The 25,343-nt window shown below is 39.8% G+C and carries 24 protein-coding genes; 8 read left to right on the plus strand and 16 right to left on the minus strand.

What is annotated here, in order from left to right:
• Window positions 1-114: 114 nt before the first annotated feature.
• Together H5164_RS18510 and H5164_RS18515 are read right to left on the minus strand one after the other, a co-directional pair.
• Window positions 115-1,743: an MATE family efflux transporter gene (locus tag H5164_RS18510; protein WP_259396870.1), complete on the minus strand. Its 1,629-nt coding sequence runs from the start codon at window positions 1,741-1,743 to the stop codon at window positions 115-117.
• A 63-nt stretch (window positions 1,744-1,806) separates the two neighbouring features.
• Entirely contained in the window at window positions 1,807-2,637 is an 831-nt protein-coding gene (locus tag H5164_RS18515; RefSeq protein ID WP_124016027.1) for an ion transporter, read from the minus strand.
• Between the two features lie 209 nt (window positions 2,638-2,846).
• Here H5164_RS18515 and H5164_RS18520 point away from each other — a divergent pair, with 209 nt between their 5' ends.
• Window positions 2,847-3,329 carry a murein L,D-transpeptidase family protein gene (locus H5164_RS18520; protein WP_259395350.1) on the plus strand — a complete coding sequence of 161 codons (483 nt, stop codon included), beginning with the start codon at window positions 2,847-2,849 and terminating at the stop codon, window positions 3,327-3,329.
• A gap of 50 nt (window positions 3,330-3,379) precedes the next feature.
• A complete protein-coding gene (locus H5164_RS18525; protein WP_182757289.1) occupies window positions 3,380-3,985 on the plus strand; it encodes a VOC family protein in 606 nt (201 codons plus the stop codon).
• A gap of 490 nt (window positions 3,986-4,475) precedes the next feature.
• Here H5164_RS18525 and H5164_RS18530 read toward each other — a convergent pair whose 3' ends face one another.
• Entirely contained in the window at window positions 4,476-4,784 is a 309-nt protein-coding gene (locus H5164_RS18530) for a hypothetical protein (RefSeq protein ID WP_182757290.1), read from the minus strand.
• 139 nt (window positions 4,785-4,923) lie between these two features.
• Window positions 4,924-5,397: a hypothetical protein gene (locus tag H5164_RS18535; protein WP_182757291.1), complete on the minus strand. Its 474-nt coding sequence runs from the start codon at window positions 5,395-5,397 to the stop codon at window positions 4,924-4,926.
• 325 nt (window positions 5,398-5,722) lie between these two features.
• On the opposite strand from H5164_RS18535, the gene H5164_RS18540 reads away from it, so the two are divergent.
• Window positions 5,723-7,426, plus strand: a complete 1,704-nt coding sequence (locus H5164_RS18540; protein WP_182757292.1) for a diguanylate cyclase — start codon at window positions 5,723-5,725, stop codon at window positions 7,424-7,426.
• Window positions 7,427-7,628: 202 nt separating this feature from the next.
• Here the strand turns inward: H5164_RS18540 and lspA are convergent, their stop codons facing one another.
• Window positions 7,629-8,138, minus strand: a complete 510-nt coding sequence (gene lspA / locus H5164_RS18545) for a signal peptidase II (protein ID WP_182757293.1) — start codon at window positions 8,136-8,138, stop codon at window positions 7,629-7,631.
• 33 nt (window positions 8,139-8,171) lie between these two features.
• Window positions 8,172-9,377 carry a YbfB/YjiJ family MFS transporter gene (locus H5164_RS18550; protein WP_259396871.1) on the minus strand — a complete coding sequence of 402 codons (1,206 nt, stop codon included), beginning with the start codon at window positions 9,375-9,377 and terminating at the stop codon, window positions 8,172-8,174.
• Between the two features lie 108 nt (window positions 9,378-9,485).
• On the opposite strand from H5164_RS18550, the gene H5164_RS18555 reads away from it, so the two are divergent.
• Window positions 9,486-10,319, plus strand: coding sequence for a LysR family transcriptional regulator (locus H5164_RS18555; protein ID WP_124016035.1), 834 nt, complete (start codon window positions 9,486-9,488; stop codon window positions 10,317-10,319).
• Window positions 10,320-10,585: 266 nt separating this feature from the next.
• Here H5164_RS18555 and H5164_RS18560 read toward each other — a convergent pair whose 3' ends face one another.
• Window positions 10,586-11,452, minus strand: a complete 867-nt coding sequence (locus H5164_RS18560; RefSeq protein ID WP_259396873.1) for an endonuclease/exonuclease/phosphatase family protein — start codon at window positions 11,450-11,452, stop codon at window positions 10,586-10,588.
• Window positions 11,453-11,768: 316 nt separating this feature from the next.
• Here H5164_RS18560 and cls point away from each other — a divergent pair, with 316 nt between their 5' ends.
• Complete coding sequence (gene cls / locus H5164_RS18565) at window positions 11,769-13,223, plus strand: cardiolipin synthase (protein WP_182757296.1); 1,455 nt, start codon at window positions 11,769-11,771, stop codon at window positions 13,221-13,223.
• A gap of 69 nt (window positions 13,224-13,292) precedes the next feature.
• Here cls and H5164_RS18570 read toward each other — a convergent pair whose 3' ends face one another.
• From H5164_RS18570 to htpX, 7 genes are all read right to left on the minus strand, one after another.
• Window positions 13,293-13,643, minus strand: coding sequence for a hypothetical protein (locus H5164_RS18570; protein ID WP_259396874.1), 351 nt, complete (start codon window positions 13,641-13,643; stop codon window positions 13,293-13,295).
• Window positions 13,644-13,821: 178 nt separating this feature from the next.
• Window positions 13,822-14,487, minus strand: a complete 666-nt coding sequence (locus H5164_RS18575) for a DUF3047 domain-containing protein (protein ID WP_182698797.1) — start codon at window positions 14,485-14,487, stop codon at window positions 13,822-13,824.
• A gap of 112 nt (window positions 14,488-14,599) precedes the next feature.
• Window positions 14,600-15,001, minus strand: a complete 402-nt coding sequence (locus tag H5164_RS18580) for a GFA family protein (RefSeq protein WP_182757297.1) — start codon at window positions 14,999-15,001, stop codon at window positions 14,600-14,602.
• A 145-nt stretch (window positions 15,002-15,146) separates the two neighbouring features.
• Window positions 15,147-15,971, minus strand: coding sequence for a M23 family metallopeptidase (locus H5164_RS18585; protein ID WP_259396877.1), 825 nt, complete (start codon window positions 15,969-15,971; stop codon window positions 15,147-15,149).
• A gap of 126 nt (window positions 15,972-16,097) precedes the next feature.
• Window positions 16,098-16,970 (minus strand): 6-carboxytetrahydropterin synthase, encoded by an 873-nt coding sequence (locus H5164_RS18590; protein WP_124016041.1) that lies wholly within the window; start codon window positions 16,968-16,970, stop codon window positions 16,098-16,100.
• A gap of 707 nt (window positions 16,971-17,677) precedes the next feature.
• Window positions 17,678-20,194, minus strand: a complete 2,517-nt coding sequence (locus tag H5164_RS18595) for a bifunctional diguanylate cyclase/phosphodiesterase (RefSeq protein WP_182757299.1) — start codon at window positions 20,192-20,194, stop codon at window positions 17,678-17,680.
• Window positions 20,195-20,495: 301 nt separating this feature from the next.
• Window positions 20,496-21,359, minus strand: a complete 864-nt coding sequence (gene htpX / locus H5164_RS18600) for a protease HtpX (RefSeq protein WP_124016043.1) — start codon at window positions 21,357-21,359, stop codon at window positions 20,496-20,498.
• A gap of 267 nt (window positions 21,360-21,626) precedes the next feature.
• On the opposite strand from htpX, the gene pepE reads away from it, so the two are divergent.
• Window positions 21,627-22,334, plus strand: coding sequence for a dipeptidase PepE (gene pepE / locus H5164_RS18605; RefSeq protein ID WP_182757300.1), 708 nt, complete (start codon window positions 21,627-21,629; stop codon window positions 22,332-22,334).
• 164 nt (window positions 22,335-22,498) lie between these two features.
• On the opposite strand, the gene H5164_RS18610 is transcribed toward pepE, so the two are convergent.
• The gene (locus tag H5164_RS18610; protein WP_124016045.1) at window positions 22,499-22,921 is read right to left on the minus strand and encodes a VOC family protein; all 423 of its coding nucleotides are present in this window, start codon (window positions 22,919-22,921) and stop codon (window positions 22,499-22,501) included.
• Between the two features lie 102 nt (window positions 22,922-23,023).
• Here H5164_RS18610 and soxR point away from each other — a divergent pair, with 102 nt between their 5' ends.
• A complete protein-coding gene (gene soxR / locus H5164_RS18615) occupies window positions 23,024-23,470 on the plus strand; it encodes a redox-sensitive transcriptional activator SoxR (RefSeq protein WP_124016046.1) in 447 nt (148 codons plus the stop codon).
• Between the two features lie 161 nt (window positions 23,471-23,631).
• On the opposite strand, the gene H5164_RS18620 is transcribed toward soxR, so the two are convergent.
• Window positions 23,632-24,078, minus strand: coding sequence for an Hsp20 family protein (locus tag H5164_RS18620; RefSeq protein ID WP_124016047.1), 447 nt, complete (start codon window positions 24,076-24,078; stop codon window positions 23,632-23,634).
• A gap of 550 nt (window positions 24,079-24,628) precedes the next feature.
• Between H5164_RS18620 and H5164_RS18625 the strand changes: the two genes are divergently transcribed.
• The gene (locus H5164_RS18625) at window positions 24,629-24,859 is read left to right on the plus strand and encodes a hypothetical protein (RefSeq protein ID WP_182757301.1); all 231 of its coding nucleotides are present in this window, start codon (window positions 24,629-24,631) and stop codon (window positions 24,857-24,859) included.
• The last annotated feature ends 484 nt before the right edge of the window (window positions 24,860-25,343 follow it).

A 25,343-nucleotide genomic window follows, 5' to 3' on the forward strand; every position in this document is an offset into this window, starting at 1 on the left:
AGCTGTTAGTAACAAAAAGCCCCTATCTTGGTCAAACCAAAATAGGGGCTTTTTATTAGCTGTTCAATATAGACTCAATAGGGATTAAACCGTTATTGGAATAACCTGATGCCATTATTTGCTTGTGTCTGTAGGCCTATTGTCAGTATTAACGTTATTTGCACGAGTTTTATCGTCAATGGTTTGATCTTTAATCGATGATGCTGGAATAGATTGCTCTGCATAGCTGGTGTTAATGTCGTCCTTATCGGTATTCTCTTTATCGACAGGAGCCTGCTCGGCGAACTGTTTACACAAGGGCTCTTCATCCAATTGCGCCATCTGAGTACGCCCAGACATAGGTGACGGTGCCGCGACCATATCAATGTTAATCACATCGTTTTCTAACACTTGTTGATTGGCTGCTGCGGACACTAAGCCTTGACGACTAATTTTATCCACTAATCGATATGCGCAAAAAATACCAATCACACCAAAGATAATTGATCCAATCACCTGGCCAATGAGCACCCCAAATACCCCGCCCCACTGCGCACCAAAATACACAAAGGGGATAGTGCCAATGGTGGCTTTACCGACGTTAAAAAAGGTTGAATATTTGGCTTTACCTAAATTATTAAATGACGCATTGGCAATAAATAAGATACCCGAAAAGATAAAGAACACCGCGATATATTGGCAGAAAAACAAAATCAACTCGGCAGCATCACCTTCCATATCAAAACTACTGACAATCACATTACGCAATAAATACAGCCCTAGCGACATCACTAATACGTAAGCCACACAAAACTGAATAGCGTTGGTCAAACTTAATCTCACACGCTCTATTTCATTGGCGCCAAAGTTTTGTCCCACAATCGGCCCAACGGCGCCAGACAGAGCAAAAATCATCCCAAACGTTACAGGGATCAAGCGGCCTAATACCGCCCAACCGGCCACATAACTGTCACCAAAATCGGCTATGGCACGCGTAACCACGGCATTACCAATTGGGGTGGCCACATTGGTGAGCATTGCTGGGGCGGCAATGGCAAATATTACCCTGAGATCTTGTTTAAACTCGTCAAATGAGAATCGACCTAACAACTTATGTTTTATCACCACACCGCGCGCGGAGATAATGAATACTGCGATACGAGCAAGAACTGACGCCGCCGCTGCACCTTCGATGCCCATTGATAGAGAAAAAATAAAGATAGGATCCAACACCGCATTAACACCGCCACCAGCGAGTGTTGACATCATCGACAATTTTGCATCACCCACGGCACGTAAAGCGCCCCCCAATGCCATGGCTAAACAAATAAACGGTAACGATGGCAGTAGAATATACAAATAGCTTTGGGCTAGCTCTGCAGTACGCCCTGTTGCACCGATTAATGCGAGCAGCTCTGGAACAAACGTAATCACCACTGCAGCCACCAACACACTGGTCACTAATGTGACTATGGCACTGTTTAAGAATAATCTTTTCGCTAACTTAATATTCTTAGCACCCACAGCTTTTGACACTAAGGCACCAAGGGCAATGGATAAGCCGATACCAATAGAAGTGGTAAAAAATGAAATGGTGCTGGCATAACCTGCCGCAGCGGCAAGCTCAACTTCGCCGAGCAAGCTTAAGAAGAAAATGTCGAGTAAATCGACAACAAATAACGCCGAAATACCGACCGCAGCGGTCGAGCTCATCACTAAGATGTGGCGTAAAATGGGGCCTTCGACAAATTTAGCTGTGGTCATTGGTATCCTTGAGATGAAATCACCCTGCGCAAGATTGTCACTGGACGATGAATAAAGGTAAAACTACAGCTTTTCTAACTCGCTGCCACAATGATTACAGTACTCGGCATCATTATCATGGCCTTTTTTACCGCAATTATTACATTTACGTAAATCACGGGTTCTGACCATTTCATTTGAGATCTCAGCGGTTAAAATGCCGGTTGGAATGGCAATAATCGAATAACCAATAAGCATGGTTAGCGCAGCAATCCCCTGACCTAACGTAGTTTGCGGCGTAATATCACCATAACCCACAGTGGTAATCGTTACGATTGTCCAATACATTGATTTAGGTATGGAAGTAAAGCCATTCACTGGGCCTTCAACAACATACATAATCACACTCAGTACCATAATGATCAGGCTGACCGAAAAGAAAAACAGAAATACTTTACGGCTCGACAGTATCATGGCTTTGAGCAATATATTACCGTCACTTAAATAGCGCAGTAGCTTTAACACTCTGAATACACGGAATAGCCTTAACACTCTTATTGCTAACGCTAAATTTGCACCAGGGAATATCAAACCTAAATAACTGGGCAAAATAGACACTAAATCGACTACACCGAAGAAACTGCGGGCATAGTGTAACCGATTCAATGAACAATATAATCTTAATATGTACTCAACGGTAAAGATTACCGTAAAAGTCCATTCTCCAATACGAATATAATCACCATATTGCGCATGAATAGTTCCTATGGTGTCGATAAAAATCAGTGTCACACTCAGTACAATGCAAATCATCAGTGCAATATCGAAGCGTTTACCTGCTGGCGTTTCAGTACCAAATATCACGCTTCTGAGTGTTTGTTTTAGTGGGCTGTCGGCTTTTTCTTCGGTATTCATTTTAGGTTTCGCTGTATTAGGTTATATCTATCAAAAAACTTGCAAAAACTTGCAAATAACTCGGTCAACTAATATCAATTAACCCTTGATGTCGTTAAAATCTAACATTGACCGCCGAGATTTAACATTCACAATCGGTCATTTTACAATAAAAAATAAAAAGGTCATTGGTTTACGGAGATTTCATGCGCACGCTGTCTATATTATTCATGGTTATATTTTGTTGCCCTTTGTTGGCGAATGCATCATCAGCTCAATCTTTAAAGGCCAAAGTCGATTTAGTTGTCGTTAATAAATCTGAATCCCGCATGTCTGTTATGCGTGACGGAAAAGTGATTAAAAGTTATCTGATTGCTATGGGTGACGTACCCAGTGGTCATAAACTTAAAGAAGGTGATCAACGTACTCCACAAGGTCGTTACACCTTAGATTATAAAAAATCGGATAGTGCATTTTATAAATCGATTCATATTTCATATCCTAATGAAGAAGACAAATTGCGTGCTGACGCATTAGGCATAAGAGCCGGTGGTATGATCATGATCCACGGTGAAAACCCTCGCTCATCGTTACCGCCAGAAGAAGCACAAAAGTACAACTGGACCAACGGTTGTATAGCTGTCACCAACAAAGAAATGGATGAGCTTTGGCAAATGATTGATGCTGGTACGCCAATTGAGATATGGCCATAAGTTGATCTGCTATCAACCATACCATTTTGCTTTGTTTTTTGGGTTATTAAATGAATTACCAATACTTACAACATACTTGGCCAGATTTTAGTCAACGCATTATTGCATTCATACATCAGTTAGGTTTAGAAGGTTTATCCCTTCATTGTGATCACGCAGCTCTTCGAGTGAATAACAGCCAAACGGCGCAGCTACTAGCAGATGAATTTAGTCAGTATGGAGACATTATCTCTAATAACATGATTAACGGTCGGCCAATTTTAATTATTAAATTAGCTGAGCCATTAGTTATGGGGGCAATGAACATTCAGTGTGTTGAACTGCCCTTTCCTTCAGACAAAGTTTATCCCGTTGAAGGTTGGGAACATATCGAATTAGTGTTTCCATCACAAGCGAAAACCAGTGAAGCATTCGTGGCAGAACTCATGGAACATGCCCCACAATTAGCTGAGATTATTGTCGCTGATAGTGCCAATACCGGTAAAAGTACCCATACCGGTAAAAGTGAGCATAACATTAAGGTAAAGCTAAGTTCACCTAAAGGTGATAACGAACGCTTAGCAAATCCAACCATCGCATTTAAAGCCAATGGTATTTGCGTTAAAGTGCATCCGCACGATATTCAAACTATTCTAGCCAGTGAATCGGCAAGCTAATCTCTTTACTGGTAATGGTTTATCTTAACCTTATTAGCACTAACTAGTAGCGGCTAACTTTCGAGGTAAAATTCCGCTCAAGCGAACTCTCAACAGGGGTATCAGATGTGATACCTAGCCAGTTGAAGTAACTAGCTGACACCAAAGTTATCCTATAAAAAGAAGCGAGACCATTATTGCTTAGTCACGGGAAATAACGACATAGCATAAGCACTGTCGTGAATAAAGTTGCCCAAAACTGTGGCAAAATGCACCTTTAAAGCTCATCCCGCCACAACAATAAACCGAAATATCACACCATGACTAAGTTTTTAGTTTAGTGCTGGCGCTTTATGCTCAATTAGCCATAAGCAAAACATACTATGGCAATTAGGCTTAACCTTCAATCGTTGATAACCTCACCTTGCTGGATCTCAAAACTGTTAAGTTTGCTTGGAAATGTGTGACGAGCGATAAGCTCGTCACTTCGCCATATCAAGTACGTAGAATATTACTGTTTATCAAATGCCCTTTTATCAAGCAGTTTGATAAGGAGATCGATACGCTTATGGGCTGAATAATCCTCGCAACGATTAAAGCAAACTGTCACAAGCAATAGTAAGAACCATACAAAGTTCTGTTCTGCTAATAAATCAAATTCTGCAATATAGACAATCGCGGCAATGGTAGCACCAAAAATTCCCCATTGGATAAGCCAGCTATACGATTTAGGCCTCAATGTATCTAAATTAGCGCGTAATAGGTTAATTCTTTCAATTTCATTTGATTCAGCAATATTATCTATTGGAGTTTGATTCATTTTTTTTACAGTTCCATTGTATAAGCGCGCTTAATTATCAAGCAATTTTGATTGATGTCATTGGTAATGACATCAATAATCTACAGGCAATACGTCTAATATGATTGCGATGTCATTATTACTAATTTACATTAAATGACTATATATTTCGTACAACATAGCTGGGTATATTAATTTTAGCCCCACCTTCACTGAAGTTGGCATCTAAGGCGTAAGCCATTTTCTCTAAAGGGGATTCGTGATAGCCAAAGGTTTGAATTTCATCCATGTAACGAAGTATAAAACCATGAGCGCCTAAATGTGCCCATTGAGCCACATGGACTAACTCATGAAAGTGTAAGCGCAAACTCGAAACATTATGGCGAAGTACGTAATAGGTATCCTTATAGGTAATGCCACCAGCTTGCATATCCATAAAGCTACTGAATCCCATTTGGCGAAGCTCAGGGAAGTCAGGTTTTGGGATCTCGTCTACCACAACGAAATAAGCTTGTTCAAGAAACGCTAAAGGATAAAAACCTTCAAACTCACTGAAAAATTTAGCACAGCAAATTCGTTGTTGTTTATATTCGACATTGATTTGATCAATCCATTTCTCAATTTTATGAAGCATCTTTATATCCCTATTTCATGCACCATTTAAATGGCAATCTTGCTGATTTTGGAATTTTGGATAAATGAATATCTTTTTCGACTACTCCAAGCAAGCGTAATAACAAAAATATCGACGCCATTATACACATCAGCATCACACATTTTTGCAAAGATGCTTGAGTGATGAAATATTACTCAATATGCTATTCAACGTCATATTCTTAGCAATAACATGATTAACTGCTGTCATCCTTTAGTTAGACAAAAGATATGTGAGCGACTAATCTATTATTACCTTACCTTTGCGAGTATTTACTATACGTTTTCTACTGTTGTTTTTATGCTTGTATAGTCTTGGTGCTATTAGCAAACCTATTGAATTAACGAATGTTCCTAGTGAACTATTCATTAATAAACACTTAACGATTCTACAAGACCGTAGTGCGGATTTGTCGTTCCAGAATGCTTTTAAACAATATAAACAAGGTAAGTTCACGCTAAATGCCGATGAAAGAGCCAGTTTTGGGTTTATTCATGATGCGCTGTGGGCATCTGTGTTAATCAATAATTCATCGGATAAAGAGATAAAAAAAGTGCTTTACCTCGATACCGCTTGGCTAGACCATGCTGATTTTTATTTTATGCGTCAAGGTAAGGTTGAAGATAAAGCGTTTATTGGTGACACACTACCGTTTAATGCACGAGAAAATAAAACCCGTATGCTGTCACAGCAATATACGTTTAAGCCAGGCACCACTCAGGTGTTTATGCGCTTTGAATCACAAGACCCTCTGCTTATTCCATTGTACTTAACAACTCACGACGTCATACAAGATGACCTAATTATCTCAAGTTATTTTTATGGCTTTATATATGGTGCATTTTTTATACTTTTCGTTTATAACATTACGCTTTTTATCAGTTTAAAAGATAGCAGCTATGTATTCTACTCTTTGTATTTATTGTCATTTTTTTGTTTAAATATTGCTTATACCGGCCATGGCTTTAAATTTATTTGGCCCAATAGCTTATTGTTACAACAATGGTTAATGATATTGTTTTTATATTGTTACATCGCTTTTAGTATCGCCTTTTGTTTTGAATTCCTTAAATTAAAAGTGTTTGCGCCTAAAATATATCAAATAAGAAAGTGGGTATATACTGGCCTAATACTGTTAATCACCAGTCTATTTCTCAATGCAGACCAATTACTCGCCGTTAATATAGGTGTCGCCCTGACGTCGCTATTAGTGGTTATTTTTTTATCTTTGGGGTTTTTAGTCTTAAAAAATGGTCACGATACGGTTAAGTTTTTTATTCCTGCTGTGTTTCTCGGCGCTGGAGGTGCGGCGACCTCTGCAGCAACTACTTGGGGCTTTATTCCCTATAGCACTCTGATATTTCACAGTATTGAAATAGGTATGTTAATTGAAATGTCAATTTTAGCTTTAGCATTGGCCTTTAATTTAAAGAAGGTAGATAAAGCTCGTATTACTGCTGAAGTCAGCGCGCAATTAGATCACTTAACTGAATTATATAATCGTCGTGCTTTTACTGTAGCCGTTAGCCCGTTATGGAATTTAGGTATAAGAGATCAACAAGCCTTTTCAATAATCCTGTTGGATATCGATTGGTTTAAAACAATAAATGATGATTATGGTCATGCAGCTGGAGATGATGTACTTAAAAGTATTGCTCAAACATTGCAACAACACATCAGAAAAAGTGATATTTTAGCGCGTTGGGGAGGTGAAGAGTTTATCATTTTCTTACCTAACACCACTCAATCAGATGCAATTAATCTCGCTGATCTCATTCGCAAAAACATACAAAAAATGACAGTTTCACATGACACTGGCCCGCTATCAGTAACTGCCAGCTTTGGTGTCGCGGTTTACAATGAACAAATGACTGAATTAGAGGACCTAATCAAACTTGCCGATGTTGCTTTGTATAAAGCCAAAAACAGTGGCCGTAATGTTGTTTGTCACATGCCACAAAACCAAACCATTAAAAACCAAGAAGTTAATAAAATGACGCCTATTTAGCTGGCTAAATGACATCTGCCTCTGCGCAAGTGTAATCTTAAGACTAACCAATCCAATTGCCTTATACACTCATTAGTGGGTCTTTTAGTTCAACCGCTTGGTTGAGTACCTTGATAGTCTTTAATTAACGCTTACAAAGCGTCCTTGAAAATAGCCAAGTAACATGCAGGCAAGGCCTAGCGCAATACTTAGCTATGCAAGATCATTTGTTAGGCGTTAATAGCGCAGGGCTGTCTTTTTTGCCTTGAACAATAATAATCATAAATACACCTATCATAATGGCAATATCTGCGACATTAAAAACTCCCGTTCTTAGACTGCCAACGCCAATATTGAGAAAATCAATCACAGCACCATGATTAAACACGCGGTCATGGAAATTACTAATACCACCTGAAAAAATAAGTGATAGTGCAAGTAAAGATGGTAGATTCAGCTTGTTATTTGATAACAAATAACACAATAAACCTAATAAAAATGCCCCTACCAATACCACAAAAAGCCAAAACCTAGCTTGCTCCGACATGTTATTACCCAAACCAAGAAATGCGCCAATATTTTCAACGAAACCGACTCTAAGGGTGTCATTAAGGTAACTGACCATTGCATTTTTTGTCAGGTATTCTGATGCCAGCAACTTAGTCGCTTGATCAATGCCGACACAGGCAAAGCTCACTGAAAAAATTGTTAACAGTCTTTTCCTAACGTCCATGTTTACGCCAAAATATTGATGACTATAGGCTAATTAACCGATAAGAAACCGAGTTTGTGTATTGGTGTCTTTCTTTTCCGAAGCATTTATTTCAATCCTGAATAATCCAAACAAGAACAGCGTGCCTATCATCACTATCGCAGCAGAGACATATAGCCCAATATCATAACTGCCAAAAGTTTCAGTAAGATATCCGGTACATACAGGCGCAAGAATTTGGGCCGCACCATAAGCCAAGGTCATAGTCCCCATAAACTTAGCCGGGTTACTAGGGTAAAACTTACCCGCCATTGTTAATACCATGCTAACGCATGCGATAAAAGTCCCGCCGAACATTAATGCACTTAAGATCACCACATGTAAGCTGTCATTTATAGCTGGAAGAATAATCCCTATAGCCTGAAGAATATACGCAATGATTAACGCTTTGATATAGCCTGTTCTTCGCGCAATTCGATCCCAAATAAGTGCTGCTGGAGTTGCTGCTAATCCAACTAATAAAAAGGCCACCCCCCCTTGCCCTTGTAAGCCATCAACCCTCTCGACAATATCAACAATAAAGGTAGAGCTAACAGCATAACCATAACCTGCACAAAAATAAGCCAACATCATCAGCGATTTAAACACCTTGCTTGGAGGAGTATCTTTAGCCGTACCCCCTACTTGACCATCAATGAAAGGGTGTGGCATCCATAACCATGCTGGGATGGCAAATACTGCCGCCATAACGGCTAATGCCAACCACTGTTGCTGCCATTCGGCTGATATTGTCAGCATGAACTCAACCAGTAATGATGTAATAATGATACTTAGCCCAGCACCTGAGAAGTGAATCCCTAATTCAGCACGGTGATGATGTTTAACTAACCATTTTAATATCAAACCAGAGGCAATAATAAAGCCACCAGAAGCGCAAACTCCGGCAATAAATCGTAATACCGCCCAAGTGACCATATCCGTGGTCATTACCATTGCTGCTGAAGTGAGCACACTCAATATAAGATACAGCCGGTGCAAGTTGTATTTATAGTTCATGTTATGCAGGCTAGCAGCAAGCAATACTCCACTCATGTACCCCATAAAATTAGTGCTAGCGAGCCAACCGCCTCCGAGTTCAGTTAAACCTGCACCATCCTGCATTATCGGTAATAACAGGCTGTAGGAGAATCTAGCCACACCAACAGTCACAATTAAACTACTGATACCGGCAAAATATACTCGAAATTTTGTTAACGCCATTAGCATGTTAACCACTTTGAATTATAAATAATTAACAAAGAATACGTTAACCTGCTAATCTTAAAAATTGAATTATTTAGAATAAATACTTCTTATTAAGAGAACTATATGGAAATTTTGACACTAAAAACCTTCAAAGCGGTAGTCGATGAAGAAGGTATTAAAGGCGCAGCGGATAAACTGCATACGGTTCAATCTAATATCACCAACCGAATTAGAAAGCTCGAAAGAGAGCTGGATACCAAACTATTTAATATTATTGGTCGTAAGTTACAGTTAACAGCGAGTGGACAACAGCTTTGCGAATATGCCGATCAAATTTTGCAGTTAGAATATCAGGCCACATCAGCCATCTTACGCAATAAAGGAAGCTATGAGTTAAGAGTTGGTATGCCAGAAACATTCGCAGCGGTTCACATGCCTCTGGCCCTCAAACAACTCAAGCTTAATCATTCTCAAATTCGCACCAAAATTTATACCGATACCAGCGACAGACTGGTGTTTTCGGTACTAAACAATAAAGTTGACTGCGCCGCGATTGGTAATGCACCTAAACATGAAAAACTGGTTGTTATCCCTATAGTGAAAGAAGAATTGATCATGGTCACGCCGCTAGACAGTGAACATGATCCGGTATTATTGGTCAGAGATGAAGGCTGTGGCTATAGAAAACACGCCCTTATTTGGCAACAAAAGGCTGGGCGAGGTCATGATGAGCTCATGGTGATGAGCAGTGCGGATGGTGTTTTAGGTTGTATTGCCGCGGGTTTGGGCTACACTATTATTGGCAAGAATATGGTGACAGGAAGCCGCTATGAGAAGTCACTCGTTATGACGCCAGTGAGCCATGGCCCAAAGCATGTTCAGTTGTCGATTGTCTATCGTAAAGGTAGTCTATTAGAGGCTGGAATATTAACTCTTGCAAAACTGTTAACTAAATAGCGATGCTACCGCCCTAAATCAAAGGGCCTCTTAGATAATTCAAAAATAAATTAACTAATTAAATGCTTTAACTCAATTACTTAACCAAAAACACCAAGTCAGTAACACCAATCACTGCACTATTCCATGGTCCTCAACCTTATGCTCTGAAAATCTAGTAAGGAAGGATTGATCTTAACTCCTGAACGATAGAACTATCACACAGCCAAATGCACAAAAAACGGTTTGTTTAACGTTCAAATAAACTTGTCGCCATTAAAAAAATGTTAATTTTCGCCTAATCTAAACTGCGCTAATAAAGGATGATGATCTGATGTTTCGGTATCGATTACCCGAGCAGATTCTAAAGTCAGTCCTCGGTAATAAAGATGATCTATGGGATAGCCCATCACTGTTGTTCGAGTATCTTTAACAGGGATGACAGCCTTAAGCCCTAATGTGTTGGTTATTTGAGCTAACATAGACAATCTGGCTTGGCGCCAGGTATTTAAATCACCACCGAAAATGATTGGCCCTTTATGAGCTTGCAAAGTGGGTAGAAGTTGCTGTAACTGCTGCGCATAACTGTCTAGAACATACTCAAAGTTAATACTGTGCAAATTGGCCACCAGCAGAGTCTCACCATTAGACAAAGGGAAATAACTTAACAGGCTCGACTTGGGGAATTGTATCAATGGTTCGGCCGTCAAATAGCCACAACTTTGACTCGCAGAAACCTCAGACAGGTTCATCACCCCAAGTGATGTCTCACCTTCACGAAATGCTTGTACCATTGCCAATTGATGATGACTTTGCTGCTGCCATTGCTCAAACTCATCTGATAACTTCACTTCTTGCAGCAACAATAACTGATTCTGGCTGGCTAACTGGCTTAACAACGTTTGCCAGCCGGAATTTTGTTGTTTATAGATATTCCAGCTCGCGACAGCCAATTGACCATCAATATCCAAAGTCGCTTCAGGAGTGGCAGTAACGCATTGAGCCGTAAATGAACCTTGTGGACTGTTAATCACCCGGGGATCTGTCGCCAAGTGAATAAACTGTGCCATAAGGCTAGCTGTCGCCATTGAAAGTATGACGACAACAATACTGCTCCATAGAATAAGCCTGAGCAGTTTATGCTTAGGTTGCAATGGGGATGCTGACTTTGAGCGAAAAATAGCGATTGCGAACTCCCTCTAATGATTTGAAATAATGTCTAAAAACTCGACAAGAGCTTGAATGACATTAACCTGCTTAACAACAACTTAAATAACCTGAGCTTCAACAATGCTCATTTTATTGCTACTGATTTAATCAAGGCTAATATCATTAACACAGGCCCCACCATAATAAAACAAACGGTTTAATATACCCAGCTAGACAGATGGATGAGGGTAAATCAAATCTTTTAAAAAGCTGATATGATAAGTGCATGTTTTTTCTACATGATTGGTCTACTGGCTAGCTATGGTTGAGCTTTACAAAATATTAACGATAATCAGCGTATTAGCCTATTGGTTAATTATTGCCGGGATCACCGCCCGTATTGTCTATAAAAGGCGATCCGTCGGGGTTTCGTTAGCTTGGATGATGCTTATCTATGTGATCCCCATCCTAGGCGTTGTGCTTTACTTACTCGTGGGTGAGATGAACCTTGGGAAAAAGCGGGCCGTCAGGGCCAAAGAAATGTACACGCCCTATCGAAAATGGTTCAGTCGACTGTTTACAACTCATCAATTTCGTCCGCAAAATGTAAATGACTATACGATTAACATTAGCCAGTTATGCGAAAACCGCCTTGGTATTCCGACGTTGTCAAACAACCAACTAACCCTTAAATCATCACCAGAAACAATTTTAACGACCTTACTGCAAGATATCCAACAAGCGCAGACATCAATTCATTTCGAGTTCTATATTTGGTATCCAGGCGGACTGGCAGACCAGGTTGCCCAAGCACTGATTGATGCAGCAGAGCGTGGGATTGCAGTAAAAATATTGCTCGATGCCGCTGGCAGTCGAACATTTTTTAAAAGCCAGTGGCCAAAACAGATGCGTGATGGCGGCATTATTATTGTTTCCGCGTTGTCTGTTTCTCCGATACGGATGTTCTTTCGCCGACTCGACCTGCGACTTCACCGTAAAATAGTGGTGATCGATAACCAAATCGGATATACAGGCTCCATGAACTTAGTCGACCCTAAATATTTTAACCAAAGCGCTGGCGTGGGTGAATGGGTCGATGTCATGGTAAGAATTACCGGTTCTAATGTGCCAGTGCTTAATTGTATTTTTGCGTGGGATTGGGAAACTGAAACTGACCAAAGAATTTTACCCGAGCCACCAGATTATCACCCAGATGGGCATAAAAAATCTGATATGGTGCAAGTTATTCCTTCTGGGCCCGGCATGCCAGAGGACATGATCCAGCAGGTGTTGTTACTGAGTATTTATCAAGCCAAACACAGTATCACCATCACTAGCCCTTATTTTGTACCCAGTGAGAACCTACTGTTTGCATTAACCGCTGCCTCATTGCGCGGCGTGCAAGTTAACTTAATTATCCCCGATAAAAATGATTCACTGATGGTGGAATGGGCAAGCAGATCATTCTTTGGTGAATTACTCAATTCAGGGGTGAATATTCATCGTTTTTGTGGCGGTTTTTTGCATACAAAATCAGTGGTAGTCGATCTGCACCACTGCTTAATCGGTACGGTTAACCTTGATATGCGCAGTTTGTGGCTCAATTTCGAAGTGACGCTTTCTGTAGAAAATTTAGAATTTACTCAATCCCTCAGTCAAGTCCAACATCAATATATGGCCAATTCAATTAAAATGGATGCGCGGGAGTGGCGCAAACGACCGTTGTTCAAACGATTAGTGGAACAATTTTTTTACTTTTTTAGTCCACTGCTATAACGGTCGATACGATAAGTTTGCGGTTGAATCAGGGCTATATAATCTGCACGAGCTATCAGTAACTGTAACTTAGTAAATGTCACTCATATCAATAATAGGCTTAGCAACTGTGACACCGATAATGGGCAAGATTAAAAAGGGAACGGTATGGCACAAAATCATTGGATACTTGTTTACTAGGGCCCTTGTTGGAATAAAAAAATATGGATCACAGTTAAATAATAAGCGATAAATCGGCATCAATATTGGCTTAAACCAGGTTTGAAAATAATAACCACTCACTGCCACTATCTGTACTTCAATAAGTAATAAGAAAACATCAAGACTGACAAAATCAATAAACAAGGCCAAAGCGGCTAACTCAGGACCAAGCAGTAGAAATACGCCTAAAATAATATTGCGGTAATTTTCCACAGCCATTTTTTCATGTTCATCAATCTTCCTTGCTAAAATAAGTTAACCCTTAACATGTAAATCAGAACGTTATACTTGTCAAAAATCGTTAAAGTGACTTAATGACTTAATGAATAGCAATAATGCACTGCGAACCATTGTATTTATTGAATTTATTTTATGTAAACAGCTAATTAATAAGTTTCTATTCTTCACTAAATATGATGTCTGCATAATAAGATTCAGCTTGTTTACCACTGTTATCTGTGTCGGTCATTATCGCGATGATATCGATGTATTGATAGGCTTTACGATTAGCGGTATCACTGCCTTTATCACCAAAGGTTTCAATCAAGTCTTGGTATACATTGCGCTTTTGTGGATACCATCTGCCCTTCTGCGCTTCCTGACCTCTAATAGAGAGCATTTTAACACTTGAGCCAGCAAAAGCGTTGTCCCAAACCAAGCCCTGATCTTGATTACTCGACCAAACGTAGTTTAATGATTTGGTATTCCACACCATAAAACCACCATCAATAACCACATAAATTCGAGCAACAAAGTCGTCGCCTTTTTTACTGCGCTCATTTAACTGCAGCAGTTGCTTTTCGACGAGCCAACTCCAGTTGAGGTAAGGCGTTACCATAAGATCAATTTGGCGTTCTAACACTAATCCTGACGCGGCATTATGACTAAGTGCTTTTAGTGCCAAACGCCCTTTATACTCAACGATGGAGTAAATTGATTTACCGGAAAACACTTTAGGGTGCCACTTATCTATGCCCTTTTCACTTAATGACGTCAGATTGATAGTAGCATTCACGTTCAAACACACGATGACGCTAATCAATAATATAAACCATCGCAGCATTGCGATCTCCTATCATAACACTCAGTCACATTACGTCTAAAGCTCACCGAATATAACCATTAATAACCAATGGAGATATCCATGATAATTACTGGCTAATATGGACGTAATACTAAACATTCCGATCGGCAGGATGATTGATACCATCGCCAGTGACAATGTGACCTAACTCAAATGGATTAACACCTTCTAAACACCCAATATTAAAGCCATATTCAGTTGGGTTTGAACGTCGTTGATGATGAGTGTAAATACCGCAGAGTGAGCAAAAATAATGCTTTGCAGTATGAGTATTAAATTGATAAAGCCTCAACACCTCTTGACCTTTTACCACTCGAATACCATCCAGCTTAACGGAAGCAACAATCGCCCCCTTTCTACGACAAATTGAACAATCGCATCGTCTCGGATTTTCAAGACCATTGGGTAGCGTAAGTTCAAGTTCAACAGCACCACAATGACATGTCGCTTTGTGTTTCAGTTGGATCTCGATGTTGCCAACTCGCTTTATCATAACTAGCTTCCTTTATGCAGTAAGCAGAAAATAGTGAGTCGCGCAGCTGAAGCTATGGCTCAAAGAGGCATAAATAATGCTCTACAGATACCCGTAAAGCTGTTGATTATAGAGTCAAAAAGGCTCTGACTCTATACAGCAAACACTACTTAGCCGCTTTCTGAGCGGCTAACACAGTCGCCATAGACGGCACAATCGATACAGGGTCTAAGCGCATTTGGAACCAGTTTAAGCGCCAATCTAAATGTGGCCCAGTCACTCGACCTGTCGCGCCAATTTCAGCGACTTTATCGCCTTGCGCTACTTTGTCACCCACTTTTAAATACAGTTTACTTAAATGTAAAAATGTTGAGCTCACCCCATAGCCGTGATCAATAATCACAGTGCCACCAGAATAAAACATGTCGGGTTCAGCTAAGGTTATAACGCCGTCTGCAGGCGCAACCACTACAGTGCCTGTTGGGCGGGCAACATCAACCCCAAAATGTGGATTTCCGGGTACGTCATTGTATATGCGCTGACTACCATATACCCCTGAAATTCTGCCTGTTACAGGCCAAATAAAGGTTTGCATAAATGCATCTTGCTGACTAAATAAGTCTCTGGCTGCACGAGTCTGTTTAGCATCTTTAGCAGCCCTCGCTTGAGCGACGGGATCTGGTTTCATTATTTTCTGGCTTATGCCGGTGACCCGATCAATTTTGTAGTCTCTTGCGGCTATTGTTAACGGCTTAATTTCTGTTAATCCGTCTGGGTAGATCACTTTAAATACTTGGTCTTTTTTCGCGTCTCTATCAAACCCTATAGCAAACTGACCGTCTGGGGTGACTTTTACTGCTTGATCATTCAACAAAACCTTACTGCCGGCTGGCACAGCCCCGCGCACTAAAGCACCTTGTTCAAACTGGCCTTGAAAGGTCACAGCGGCAAACGAATTAGCCGTTAAGCCACAAAAGCTGACCACCAGCATTGCTGCAGTTGATATCAATTTTAAAATGGTATTTTTTAATAACATAATCGAAACGCATTCCTTGTTAATCGCGACAAAAAGATAAAAAAAAGGGCCACCTTAAGGCAGCCCATTAATAATACTTGATTAACCCCTTACCGCAATGGCCCCTTTGCCAATACCTTCGTAAGCAATCACTTTAAAATGACTTTTAGGCTCTTTACTGGCCAATGTCTTTGCCATGTATTCAGCAAGCATCTCAACAGTAGTGTCGTGAGGAATTAAGTCACAGCAATGCTTAGGCATTGCTAATTGAAAATCACCTTGAGGCGCAACATAATGAAAACCATAGTGTGTTTCGTCGCTGATTTTAGTCTGCTTAGACAATTCTAGGGTTTTTACCGACACTAAATCCTCTTCGGTGCCGAGGTAAATGTCATGCCAACGTTCTGCCCAATATTGGTCCCATTTGGGCTCTGCAATACCATTTTCAAATACCGTTACTGGGCTACGATGACCATGGGCAATCCGCTGACAGTTGCCGTCATGCTTGCGTAATCCGTGGCTGTAATGGTAAAACGGGGTATCGAGCACTTCGCTGCGTAATGTGAGGCTGATGCCTTGGACATTTTCCGGTAACACTTCACGTAAGGCTTTCTTCAAAAAGTCATTGACGCTTTCATAGTCGATCACTTCTGAAGGAATAAGCGCAAATGCTTGTGAAGGACAGGCTAAATGTATGTCACCTTTGTCACTGCTAAAATCCATCCAAACACGGTCGCCCTTCTGCTGCCAGCGCACTTCGCTACAAGCAGTAGGGATTAACAGGCGATGATCGGCTACATCATCAATGGTGTTTTTGATGATGCGTTTAACCTTGCCAAAATCGAGCACCATATTTTGCTCATCCAAGCCACCATCTAATAGCACATCGACAATCCAGCTTTCACCAACCATGCCTCGAACAGGACAAAGGTAAGAAAAATCGATTACAGTTAAATCTTTTACAAACAGTTGCATTAATGCTCCTAGGCAGAAAAACAGTCCACCTCAGTATAAATGTATTCCTAACGGCGCATGCCAGTGGAAGGTCTATCTTACGTGATCAGCATTTATCCGACTATCAACTCTTAGTCTAATATTCACGGGGGAATTACCACATGCTATTCGCAATGAGTCATAACCCGCCAATCGATTCAATGCCAGTAAAAGGTCACGTTGATACTCTAAATGATATCAACGACATTCTAAACAAAAGCCAAGCTATGAGCGAGTAAACATCGAAGATAAATGTAATAAATTAGTCTAATCGTAGTAATAGACCTGAATCGAGATAAAAGCTTGCGAGGGGAATTACGACACCCAAAGGAGGAGGATGTTTTAATGTAGTGAGCAATGAATTAATGCATTTACATAAAACATTAACTAGGATCTTTTTATCTCAGGTGATCACAGGTTGTTCGAGATAAACGGTTTATTTTATATACCAGAGCAGCGCAAATGTTGGATGAAAGAGACCAAGCTTCTAACAGACTAATAAATTGCAACAAAATTACTCTATAAACACGTTTAGCTGATGCTTCAAGCAGTATTTATAATGGTGATAACACCAAAATGGCCAACAGTGATTCAACATCGGTGAACCTAGATATTTACGCTTAATGCAGTACTAAAAGTCGTAATGTTAATGGCAAAGCAGCTTACACACTGTGTAAGCTGCTTTTTTGTTACTTTACTTTAATTTCATTAGGTAAATTGCTGTTACGGATCGTAGGTAAAAACTCGTTAAGATCTTGTGGTAGTCGCGGTTTGCTATACAGATATCCTTGAACCAAATCACAGCCATTAAGCCGCAAAAAATCGGCTTGTTCGACGGTTTCCACCCCTTCTGCAATAATCTGTAAATTCAGGGCATGACCCAATGCAATTACCGCCTTAGCTATGGCGGTGTTATTGGTATCATGAGGAATGTCTCGCACAAACGATTGATCGATTTTTAGCTTATCAATTGGTAACTTTTTGAGATAATTCAGAGAAGAGTAACCTGTACCAAAATCGTCGATACTCAAGGCTATTCCCATAGCACCTAATAATTTCAAATCACGAATAATTGCATCAGGATCATTCATCATACAAGATTCGGTGACCTCTAATTCCAAATGTTTCGCAGGTAATCCCGTTTCTAATAAAATAGAACGTACTTTATCAACAAAATCATTCCTTTGTAGCTGTAAGCTCGCCACATTAACGGAAATACGTTCAAATGTTTTGCCTTGTGTTAACCACTCTACCCCCTGCAAACAGGCAGTTTTTAATACCCATAAACCAATGTCCCAAATCAAACCAATCTTCTCGGCTAATGGAATAAATTCAGCAGGAGAAATTTGACCTAAAGCCGTATCGTGCCAGCGAATAAGGGCTTCAAAACCATTTGGTTTTAAATCGGATAGCTTAACCTTTGGTTGATACATTAAATAAAAATCTTCATTAACTAATGCTTGATGCAATGCCGTTTGCAGTTTTAATTGTTCTGCTGCTTGTTTGGTCATGGACTCGGTATAAAAAGCGTAATTATTTCGCCCATCCAATTTAGCACGGTGCATAGCGGAGTCAGCATTTCGTAATAAGCTGTCATGGTCATCGCCATCACTGGGGTAGATAGCAACGCCCATACTGGCAGTTAACCTTACAGATTGAGAATTATCCAGTATAAACGGACGCTCAAACACGCTGCGAATGCGATCAATTGATGAGGTGACAGAATCAGTGCCCATAATACTAGGCAGCATGATGACAAATTCATCGCCACTTAGACGGGCTAATACATCAAAATCAGATAAGGCGTAAGATAAACGTTTAGCTAACTCAACTAAAATTTCGTCGCCAATAACATGACCTAGACTGTCATTAATGTGCTTAAAAAAGTCGATATCTAAAAATACAATCGCCAGCTGCTTTTTAGCACGATGAGAGTGATTAACCTCTTGCTCAAGCAATGACATAAATTGCATTCTGTTTGGGAGCTGTGTCAGCGGGTCAAAATAGGCTAAATTTTTTAATTTCTCTTCATTTTGTTTTTGAGCAGAAATATCGGCAAATACTGCCACATAATACTGAATGATATTTTGTTTATCTAAAACGGCACTAATAGTGATCTTTTGTGGAAATATCGCCCCATGTTTGCGACGATTCCAAATTTCACCATGCCATTTACCTTGAACAAGTAACGTATTCCACAAACGCTCAAAGAAGCTTTTTGGATGACGACCGGAATTAAGTAATCTCGGATTTTTACCTAATACCTCTTCACGACTGTAACCCGTTATATCAGTAAAGGCTTGGTTAACTTCAGTAATATTTCCATCACTGTTGGTTATCACTACACCTTCTACAGCATTTTGAAACACACTCGCGGCTAGAATAAGTTGTTCTTCAGCCTCTTTGTGCTTGGCAATATTGCGGGTCATTCCGATAACCCCGGTCAATTTGCCTTGAGCATTGCTAATTGGGGCTTTAATGGTTTCGAGCCAGACTTTATTAAAGTTGACGTCGACTTCTTCACATTCAGACACCACTACGGAAGCTCCGCTATTGATGGCTAATTTATCGCTCTCAATAAATTCATTTGCAGTGCGTTGATCAAATAAATCAAAGTCGGTCTTCCCCAGAATTTGCTCTTTTGATTTTCTCCAAGCTCTCTCAACACTTTTATTACATGAAACATATTGCCCATTGGTGTCTTTTACCCAAATATGCTCTTCAAAAGCATCAATAAAGGATTGTAAATCAACATCAAGAGAAACTGGCTTACTCGCATGAGAATCGATCGTTAATGAGCTTATATAATAGCGGATTGCATTACTTAGCATATCGGCTATGCGTATTTGCATAGCCGATAAGGCTTGACTTAATACCTCTTCGGACGGCTGCTTCTCTTGAGTGCTAAAGCTTATCACGCCAATAATAGTACCTTGGGCTGAACGAATAAGTTTGTGGTAGACACACGAGTGCTGATCGAGGGTGGTGACATTATGCGTGAGGGTCGCTTTGAGATGTTGTAATACACTAGACTCATGCTGTTGCTGGGTATTTTTATCAATATTTTGACTTGTGCAAATAACATCAATACTCAGTTCAATATTGGCCTGATAAAAAATGATAGCAAGACGAAACTCGGCAGAAATATCGTTTATTTCTAGCTGCCATTCTCTTAATTGCGCTTGAGAAATAGCTTTTTTCAGCATATCAATTTCCTGAATAGTGTTGGTTGACTCATGTTCTTATAAGCATATTTGTATCCATTAAGAGTATGCTTATCGACATTATTTGCAATATTATTGCGAGATCAGATCATATCTGAAACTATCCTATTGGGTGTGATAAAACAACAATATGTCATCGATTAGAGTGATTAATGCAATAACCCACTACAAGTAACCGATTAAGGCTCCCAATTCAATCATTCCTAATGCATAAAAAACGAAAAAAGGAGCCCAAAGGCTCCCTTTCTATTTTACCGACATAAACCCGATAATTTTCTGAATATTAGCTATTTTTCAGTGCCGCAATACGTTTTTCTAATGGAGGGTGGCTCATCATTAGCTCAGCCATTGAACGTTTACCGTTAATTCCAAAAGCCGACATTTGAGCTGGCATAGCACCAGATTCAGGACCTTGGCGTAAACGCTCTAACGCAGCAATCATTTTGCCTTTACCTGCTAATCGCGCCGCCCCTTCATCGGCCTTAAACTCACGAATACGTGAGAAGTAAGCCACAATCATTGAAGCTAAAATGCCAAACAACATATCAAGCACAAATACCACAGCCATATAAGCAAACATGCCTAGGCCTTCACCTTCTTCATCATTGCTAGAAACAAAATTGTTAATAATGCCAGCGACAACACGTGCAGCAAAAATAACAAAAGTGTTCACGACGCCTTGGATTAAGGTTAAAGTCACCATATCGCCGTTTGCCACATGGCTGACTTCATGTGCAAGTACGCCTTCAATTTCATCTTGAGTCATGCCATAAAGCAAACCTGAACTCACTGCGACTAAGGCATTGTTTTTACTTGGGCCTGTAGCAAAGGCGTTCATTTCAGGTGACTGGTATATAGCAACTTCAGGCATCTTAATACCAGACTTTTCTGCTTGGCGTGCAACTGTTTCAACTAACCAACGCTCCATATTATCACGAGGATGGGTGATGACTTCGCAACCCATGGTTTTCTTGGCCATCCATTTTGAAATGGCTAAACTGATAAACGAACCACCAAAACCAAAAATGGCAGCAAATACTAACAGTCCACCCATTGTTGAGGTATTAACCCCAAGAATAGACATTACAATTGAAGCAACCAGTAATATGGCAAAGTTGGTTGCGATCAACAAAAATATACGCTTCATTTAAGCTCCTGTATGGCAAAAGTGCCGATTTTTCATTGTTACTAAAGACATAATATGTCCAAAAAATTTAAATTCAAGCTTAGTTGTATTAAAAAAAATTTATACTCTTTTATGAGCTGACAAAACAGAGACTTGAAATTCAAGCGAGCTGAGTCTAGGGAGGTTTGATTAATTGAAACTGAAAAATAACCGCCAAAAACAAACTCTGTGTCGACAATGGTTAATCTTTGTTAAACTGTCGAAAACAATGAACAAAAAGGACTTTTTATGACCATTAATGCGTTAATGCTGAGTGCTTCACGCGTCGGTGACTCTGCTTATTTAACTCATGCTGTCGAGCTTATTCGTCCATTAACCCAACCTGGGCAACAGTGGCTATTTATTCCCTATGCGGGAGTCAGTGTTAGCTACGATGATTATTTGACAAAAGTACAGACTGCACTTGAACCTCTGTCAATAACCATTAATAGCATTCATCAATTTGCCGACCCAAAACAAGCAATTCAAGATGCGGCCGGAATTTTGGTTGGCGGTGGTAATACATTTCAATTACTTAACGAATTATATCGTTACGACTTAGTCCATTTAATCCGTGAACAAGTACAAAGTGGTATGCCGTACATTGGCTGGAGTGCTGGCTCAAACATTACTGGAGCCAGCATTCGTACCACCAATGATATGCCAATTGTTGAACCACCATCATTTACCGCCTTAGGTATACTGCCGTTTCAATTAAATCCGCATTACACTAATTACCAGCTGCCGGGTCATAATGGTGAAACGCGCGCGCAACGCTTGTTAGAATTTACCTTAGTTGATCCTTTAACGCCGGTTATCGGAATCCAAGAAGGCAGCGCCCTATGGCGTCAAGATGAAACATTACGGTTAATTGGCAATGAAGTAGCTTACTTATTCCATGGTAAGCAACAAGAAGTAGAGATAGCGGCTAATAGCGATTTATCTGATTACTTATAATTGAGCTATCTGTACAGATACTTATCGATAACTTACTAAAATCCACTAAACCTAAACCATTGAGCTTTATCTATAAGCTCAATGGCAGTTAATGTTGAGTGATTGGCCATTAAAAGTTACTGGCGGCTGTTTGCTGATTAATACTTAGTATGAACAGTTACTAGTTACTCAGTATCATACTGATTTCGTTCACTAGGTATGTCGGTTAAGTATTCAACAAATTCGACTTCAAACCCGTTCGGGTCTATAAAGTAGCGACTTTTATAAAAGGGGTCATGACCACCGATGATCGCCACCTCAAAACCGACCAAGGCCAATCTTGCCACTAATGCATCAATGTTATCGACTACATAGGCAAAGTGTGCCAAACCTAATGCATTACTTTTAAGATCGCGAGCTTCCCCTGTCCCCGAATCATTTAACGACAAATAATGATAATCATCACCAAAATGTAGCCATTTTCTTGGTGTACCATGCCAAATAGATTCGCCACCACCACGCACTCGCCAATGCGGAAATGCGGCTTTATAAAATACTAATGACTCGTCTAAGTCATTCACTACTAAATTTAAATGTTCTAATCGCATCTCTTATCTCCTTATTAATAATTCAACACAGCTTAATACCTCAAGTTAACTTGAGGTAAAGGGTTATTTTTGCCAAAATGATAAAAAATAGTTGGAATAATAATGGAAGCAGAATTAAGTGTTGGCCAAGTTGCAAAGCGTTGTGGGATCAATGTGTCCGCTATCCACTTCTATGAACAAAAGGGCTTAATCAGTAGTTGGCGAAATCAAGGCAATCAACGTCGTTATGCACGAGACGTTATTAGGCGAATATCGCTCATTAAAGCGGCGCAGCAATTAGGGATATCACTTGATGAAATACACCTCGCTTTCGCGAGTCTACCCAGTGGAAGAACAGCGACTAAAGAAGATTGGGCTGATTTATCCAATGCTTGGAAACAATCACTAACCCAAAGGATTATTAAGATGCAAAAATTAAAAGACTTATTAGAAGGTTGTATTGGTTGTGGTTGTTTATCGATGAAAAACTGTCCACTGTATAATCCTGATGATTTGCTCGCTAAACAAGGGCCAGGACCGGTGCTATTAAACAACCAAGACACAGAATAACGATTAGACTAATAAATTTTGAACACAAAAAAGCCTAGTGTAAAAACTAGGCGTAAGCAATGAGCTAAAAATGGGGAGGGAGATAACACTAAAGGTTGTGAATATGGCTTAAATATTAGATTACACTTAAGCCACATATACACCAAGCTAACAATAAAGGTTTAGCCGAGCGTGTTTGTTGCGACAATATCAATTTTACGTGGTTTCATCGCTTCTGGAATTTCACGAATCAAATCGATATTGAGTAAACCGTGTTCTAAGTCCGCCCCAATCACTCGCACATGATCAGCTAGTTGGAAAGTGCGTTCAAAGCCTCGTTCAGCAATGCCTTGATGTAAATATTTTCGTTCATCACTTTTAGCAGTCTTATTGCCTTTAACTAACAATTTTTCGCCTTCGCTCATGATATCTAATTCAGGCATAGAAAAACCTGCAACAGCCATAGTGATCCGATAACGGTTTTCACCTAAAAGCTCAATATTATAAGGAGGATAACCAGTGTTAGCATTATTGGCTGCTGCATGTTCAGCAAGTTGCGCTAAACGATCAAAACCAATCGCACTTCGATAAAGAGGAGTTAAATCTGGAGAAATATTAAAATTACGCATGTTCATACCCTTGTCTAAAGCAATATGTAAAAATGACCACTGTTTATGTTAGTGGTGTTACGAGTTTACAGTCCTTTCGGCACTGTGTTAGCAAGTTTACTGAAACCTCTATCGAGCATTTCGTTTATCATTCTTGCTACATAATTATATATATGGATGACTGAAAATATAACAAGTGTCGCAGGTGAAAAAAATAATAGTTAAGTCATAAAAATCTTAAAATAGATTGTAAAATCAGTGAACTAACAAAATAACTATTTTAGATAATAATCAGTGGTATTAAGTTGATTTCACAATGATGACTTTTGTCACTGGTAATTTTGATTGAAGTCGTCACAATAATAGACAACAAAACACATCAATCTGCACTCGGGATAAGAGATGAGCATATGGTGATAAAGATCATAAATTTAGACGTTGACCACTATCAAACTAGCCATCTGTTTTACTCATAAGGCAAATTGAAGCGTTAATAGCTGGTCTATTGCAGGTTAATTTAACGAAGTTAGCAAAGTAACAGGCTATTTAATAAGACTAATAAGGACATTTTATGAACCCAGCAACAATGGCATTACTGATCCCAATTTTGGCTATTTTAGGCAGTTTTATCGTGAGCATAATGAAACTTAGAGAGCGCCAGGTTCGTGCCACAACAGACCAAGCAAGCAACAATAAAGCCCTACATGATGAAATAAGCGCCCTACGTAAACGGATTGAAGTGCTTGAGCGTGTTGTAACCGAAGACGCATACGATCTAAAACAAAAAATTAATAATGCATAAGTTGCTTTGAACACTATTAGCATCGAGTCAATTGCAGACTATTTTAATGCGAGCAAAGCAGCAGTTATAAGTTATAAAGACTAATAGTCAGTTGGTTTTACAGATAAAATTCAGATATTTTTCTGAATTACGCACAGTAGTATCCTACCAGTCTTAAATATCTTAAGTTACAGACGTAAAATAGCCCCCTACATAATAGCGGGCTGTTTCACGACTCTTTCATGTCAATTAGGCGCCTGGAAATGACCCACTCTCGCATGGGCATACTGGCCACACTGACTAATTGCTTAGATTTAAGACACAAAACAAAAAGGCCACTCGGTTAAGGTGGCCTTGCTGTTTTATTTGGCGCCTGGAAATGACCTACTCTCGCATGGGCATATCATCCACACGGGTCAATTGCTTAGGTTTAAGGCACAAAACAAAAAGGCCACCCGATTAAGGTGGCCTTGCTGTTTTATTTGGCGCCTGGAAATGACCTACT

Origin of the sequence: Shewanella sp. SG41-3, from assembly GCF_014164545.1 — a bacterium.
Taxonomy (GTDB): Bacteria; Pseudomonadota; Gammaproteobacteria; order Enterobacterales; family Shewanellaceae; genus Shewanella; species Shewanella vesiculosa.

What these genes read in the sequence shown, in the direction of transcription:
- H5164_RS18525 (WP_182757289.1), top strand. Translation starts at nt 3,380, where the DNA reads ATGAATTACCAATACTTACAACATACTTGGCCAGATTTTAGTCAACGC.
- H5164_RS18585 (WP_259396877.1), bottom strand. Translation starts at nt 15,971, where the DNA reads ATGCTGGTGGTCAGCTTTTGTGGCTTAACGGCTAATTCGTTTGCCGCT.
- htpX (WP_124016043.1), bottom strand. Translation starts at nt 21,359, where the DNA reads ATGAAGCGTATATTTTTGTTGATCGCAACCAACTTTGCCATATTACTG.
- H5164_RS18625 (WP_182757301.1), top strand. Translation starts at nt 24,629, where the DNA reads ATGAACCCAGCAACAATGGCATTACTGATCCCAATTTTGGCTATTTTA.
- H5164_RS18610 (WP_124016045.1), bottom strand. Translation starts at nt 22,921, where the DNA reads ATGCGATTAGAACATTTAAATTTAGTAGTGAATGACTTAGACGAGTCA.
- H5164_RS18510 (WP_259396870.1), bottom strand. Translation starts at nt 1,743, where the DNA reads ATGACCACAGCTAAATTTGTCGAAGGCCCCATTTTACGCCACATCTTA.
- H5164_RS18535 (WP_182757291.1), bottom strand. Translation starts at nt 5,397, where the DNA reads ATGCTTCATAAAATTGAGAAATGGATTGATCAAATCAATGTCGAATAT.
- H5164_RS18520 (WP_259395350.1), top strand. Translation starts at nt 2,847, where the DNA reads ATGGTTATATTTTGTTGCCCTTTGTTGGCGAATGCATCATCAGCTCAA.
- H5164_RS18595 (WP_182757299.1), bottom strand. Translation starts at nt 20,194, where the DNA reads ATGCTGAAAAAAGCTATTTCTCAAGCGCAATTAAGAGAATGGCAGCTA.
- pepE (WP_182757300.1), top strand. Translation starts at nt 21,627, where the DNA reads ATGACCATTAATGCGTTAATGCTGAGTGCTTCACGCGTCGGTGACTCT.
- H5164_RS18515 (WP_124016027.1), bottom strand. Translation starts at nt 2,637, where the DNA reads ATGAATACCGAAGAAAAAGCCGACAGCCCACTAAAACAAACACTCAGA.
- H5164_RS18530 (WP_182757290.1), bottom strand. Translation starts at nt 4,784, where the DNA reads ATGAATCAAACTCCAATAGATAATATTGCTGAATCAAATGAAATTGAA.
- H5164_RS18570 (WP_259396874.1), bottom strand. Translation starts at nt 13,643, where the DNA reads ATGGCTGTGGAAAATTACCGCAATATTATTTTAGGCGTATTTCTACTG.
- soxR (WP_124016046.1), top strand. Translation starts at nt 23,024, where the DNA reads ATGGAAGCAGAATTAAGTGTTGGCCAAGTTGCAAAGCGTTGTGGGATC.
- cls (WP_182757296.1), top strand. Translation starts at nt 11,769, where the DNA reads ATGGTTGAGCTTTACAAAATATTAACGATAATCAGCGTATTAGCCTAT.
- lspA (WP_182757293.1), bottom strand. Translation starts at nt 8,138, where the DNA reads ATGGACGTTAGGAAAAGACTGTTAACAATTTTTTCAGTGAGCTTTGCC.
- H5164_RS18575 (WP_182698797.1), bottom strand. Translation starts at nt 14,487, where the DNA reads ATGCTGCGATGGTTTATATTATTGATTAGCGTCATCGTGTGTTTGAAC.
- H5164_RS18550 (WP_259396871.1), bottom strand. Translation starts at nt 9,377, where the DNA reads ATGGCGTTAACAAAATTTCGAGTATATTTTGCCGGTATCAGTAGTTTA.
- H5164_RS18590 (WP_124016041.1), bottom strand. Translation starts at nt 16,970, where the DNA reads ATGCAACTGTTTGTAAAAGATTTAACTGTAATCGATTTTTCTTACCTT.
- H5164_RS18620 (WP_124016047.1), bottom strand. Translation starts at nt 24,078, where the DNA reads ATGCGTAATTTTAATATTTCTCCAGATTTAACTCCTCTTTATCGAAGT.
- H5164_RS18555 (WP_124016035.1), top strand. Translation starts at nt 9,486, where the DNA reads ATGGAAATTTTGACACTAAAAACCTTCAAAGCGGTAGTCGATGAAGAA.
- H5164_RS18580 (WP_182757297.1), bottom strand. Translation starts at nt 15,001, where the DNA reads ATGATAAAGCGAGTTGGCAACATCGAGATCCAACTGAAACACAAAGCG.